Source organism: Aeromicrobium sp. PFPM2_SD2 (assembly GCF_057364525.1).
Genome location: NZ_JBNFNZ010000352.1, coordinates 1 through 2,634, shown reverse-complemented (window position 1 = coordinate 2,634; position 2,634 = coordinate 1). Strand labels below are relative to the sequence as shown.

Genomic DNA, 2,634 nt, shown 5'->3' with positions numbered 1-2,634 from the left:
CTCGTCGGCGGCGTCCTGCAGGGCGGTGCGGAGCGGGGGGAGCCGATGCCTGGGACGCCCCGGCGTCCGCGCCGCCGAGGGCGTCGACCTGCTCGGCGACCAGCACGGCGACGTCGTCGGCGCGTCGCGCTCGGCGACCAGCAGCACCGCGGACAGCGCCGTGCGGACGTCCGCGAGCAGCCGCTCGTCGTCCGGGTCGGGCTGGGGGACCGGTTCCAGGCCGGTGGAGCGCAGCGCGTCGTCCAGGACGCCGGCCCGCTCGGCCGCGTAGACGCCGCCGGCGGCCAGCACGAGCGCACCCGTGCCGACGATCACCCCGCGCCGTCCGATCACGGTGGCAGGCTACCGGCCGGGACCGGGTAGGCTGGTCCGGACCCGCGAGGGCCGCACTCGGACCGACAAGTACATACGGAGGACGACCCATGGCCGACACAGTCGAGAACCTCGTCGAGAGGTGCGTGAACGACCTGGGCCTCGACCTCGAGGCGGTCGAGCTCGCTCCCGCCGGCAAGCAGCGCGTCCTGCGCGTGGCCGTCGACACCGACGGCGGCATCACCATCGACCACATCGCCGAGCTGACCCGCGCCCTCTCGCGCGAGCTGGACGAGACCGACGTCATGGGCGACGGCGCCTACACGCTCGAGGTCACCTCGCGCGGCGTCGACCGTCCGCTCAGCCTGCCGCGTCACTGGCGCCGCAACGCCGGCCGCCTGGTCAAGGCCACCACCGCCGACGGCGCGAAGGTCGTCGGCCGCATCGGCGAGAGCGACGACGAGGGCGTGACCCTCGACGTCGCCGGCACCCCCACCCGCTACGCCTACGACGAGCTGACGAACCCGCTCGTCCAGGTCGAGCTGAACCGGAAGTAGGACCATGGACATCGACATCGCCGCGCTCCGTCTGCTCGAGCGCGAGAAGGACATCTCGTTCGACGTGGTCGTCGAGGCCATCGAGCAGGCGCTGCTCTCGGCCTACCACAAGACGAGCGACGCCCACTCCCACGCGCGCGTCGAGCTGGACCGCAAGACCGGGCACGTCACCGTCTGGGCCAAGGAGCGGCTCGAGACGCCGCCGGTGGCCGAGGGCGAGGAGCGCCCGGCCCCGCGGTTCAGCGAGGAGTTCGACCACACCCCGGCCGACTTCGGCCGCTACGCCGCGACCGTCGCGCGCCAGCTGATCATGCAGCGCCTGCGCGACGCCGAGGACGAGCAGAAGTTCGGCGAGTTCTCAGGCAAGGTCGGCGACATCGTCTCCGGCGTCTCCAGCAGGGTCGCGACCCGCAGGACGTGCTCATCAACCTGGGTCGGCTCGAGGCGCTGCTGCCGACCACCGAGCGCGTGCCCGGCGAGACCTACCGCCACGGCGAGCGCGTCAAGGCGTACGTCTACTCGGTCGAGAAGGGCATGCGCGGCCCGCGCGTCCGCGTCTCGCGCACCCACCCGGGCCTGGTCAAGAAGCTGTTCGAGCTCGAGGTCCCCGAGATCGCCGACGGCACCGTCGAGATCGTCGAGATCGCCCGCGAGGCCGGCCACCGCAGCAAGATCGCCGTGCGGTCGCGCGCCCAGGGCGTCAACGCCAAGGGCGCCTGCATCGGCCCGATGGGCCAGCGCGTCCGCAACGTCATGAGCGAGCTGCACGGCGAGAAGATCGACATCGTCGACCACAGCGACGACCCGGCCGAGTTCATCGCCCACGCGCTGTCGCCGTCGCAGGTGAAGAGCGTCACGCTCGTCGACCCCGCGGCGAAGGCCGCCCGGGTCGTCGTGCCGGACTTCCAGCTGTCGCTCGCGATCGGCAAGGAGGGCCAGAACGCCCGCCTCGCCGCGCGTCTGACCGGGTGGCGCATCGACATCCGCTCGGACACCGACCCGCGGGGCGACCAGCCCTCGGCGCCGGCCCGCGGCGGTGCGAGCGGTCGTCCCGGCGCGCCCGGCGGCGCGTGACGACCAGGAAGCCGCTAGACTGGTCGATGGTGATCCGCACGTGCATCGGTTGTCGAGAGCGAGCGGAGAAGTCCACCCTGGTCCGGGTCGTCGCGGCCGGGGACCCACCGAGCACGGTGGTCCTCGATCCCGACGGCCGACGTCCGGGCCGAGGTGCTCATCTGCACCCCGACCCCGGATGCCTGGACCTGGCCGTGCGTCGCAAGGCGTTCGGCCGGGCCCTGCGCCTGACCGGCACGCTCGACCTGACCCAGGTCGTCGAGCAGCTGGCCCCCGACGCAGGGCACGCACCACCCGCACGACCCACGTAAACCGGCGGGGCCGCTCGGCCCCCGAGACGAAATCGGAGCACTCGCTCATGAGCACTCGATGAGTTCTTTCCGATGAGCCTGTACGACAACTAGTGGTCTGCGCCCTTCAGGGTGTGGGCCCCTGAAGGAGAAGAGTGGCTGTCAGAGTCCACGAGCTCGCCCGCGAGTTCGGTGTTGAGAGCAAGGTCGTCCTGTCCACCCTCAAGGACATGGGCGAGTACGTGAAGTCCGCCTCGTCCACGATCGAGGCGCCGGTCGTCCGCCGCCTCACCGAGGAGCACGGCGACGCGCTGCGCGCCCAGGGCGCGAAAGGAAGGGCGGCGCCAAGAAGGCGGCCGCCAAGCCCGCCGACACGGCGGCGCCCAAGCCCGGTCCCAAGA

General features: G+C 72.2%; 4 protein-coding genes and 1 pseudogene. 4 read left to right on the top strand and 1 reads right to left on the bottom strand.

Annotated elements, in window-relative coordinates; all coding sequences use genetic code 11:
• Window positions 1-333 (bottom strand): hypothetical protein (locus tag AC2W7G_RS13420; protein WP_485868881.1); only part of this gene is annotated, 333 nt, incomplete at its 3' end.
• Window positions 334-422: 89 nt separating this feature from the next.
• Here AC2W7G_RS13420 and rimP point away from each other — a divergent pair.
• The 4 genes and pseudogenes from rimP to AC2W7G_RS13400 all read left to right on the top strand — a co-directional run.
• A complete protein-coding gene (rimP, locus tag AC2W7G_RS13415; protein ID WP_485868880.1) occupies window positions 423-869 on the top strand; it encodes a ribosome maturation factor RimP in 447 nt (148 codons plus the stop codon).
• A 4-nt stretch (window positions 870-873) separates the two neighbouring features.
• Window positions 874-1,943, top strand: a pseudogene (gene nusA, locus AC2W7G_RS13410) (transcription termination factor NusA).
• Between the two features lie 26 nt (window positions 1,944-1,969).
• Window positions 1,970-2,254 (top strand): YlxR family protein, encoded by a 285-nt coding sequence (locus AC2W7G_RS13405; protein WP_485868879.1) that lies wholly within the window; start codon window positions 1,970-1,972, stop codon window positions 2,252-2,254.
• Window positions 2,255-2,388: 134 nt separating this feature from the next.
• Window positions 2,389-2,634, top strand: a 246-nt coding sequence (locus AC2W7G_RS13400) for a translation initiation factor IF-2 N-terminal domain-containing protein (RefSeq protein ID WP_485868878.1), incomplete at its 3' end; no start/stop codon positions are given.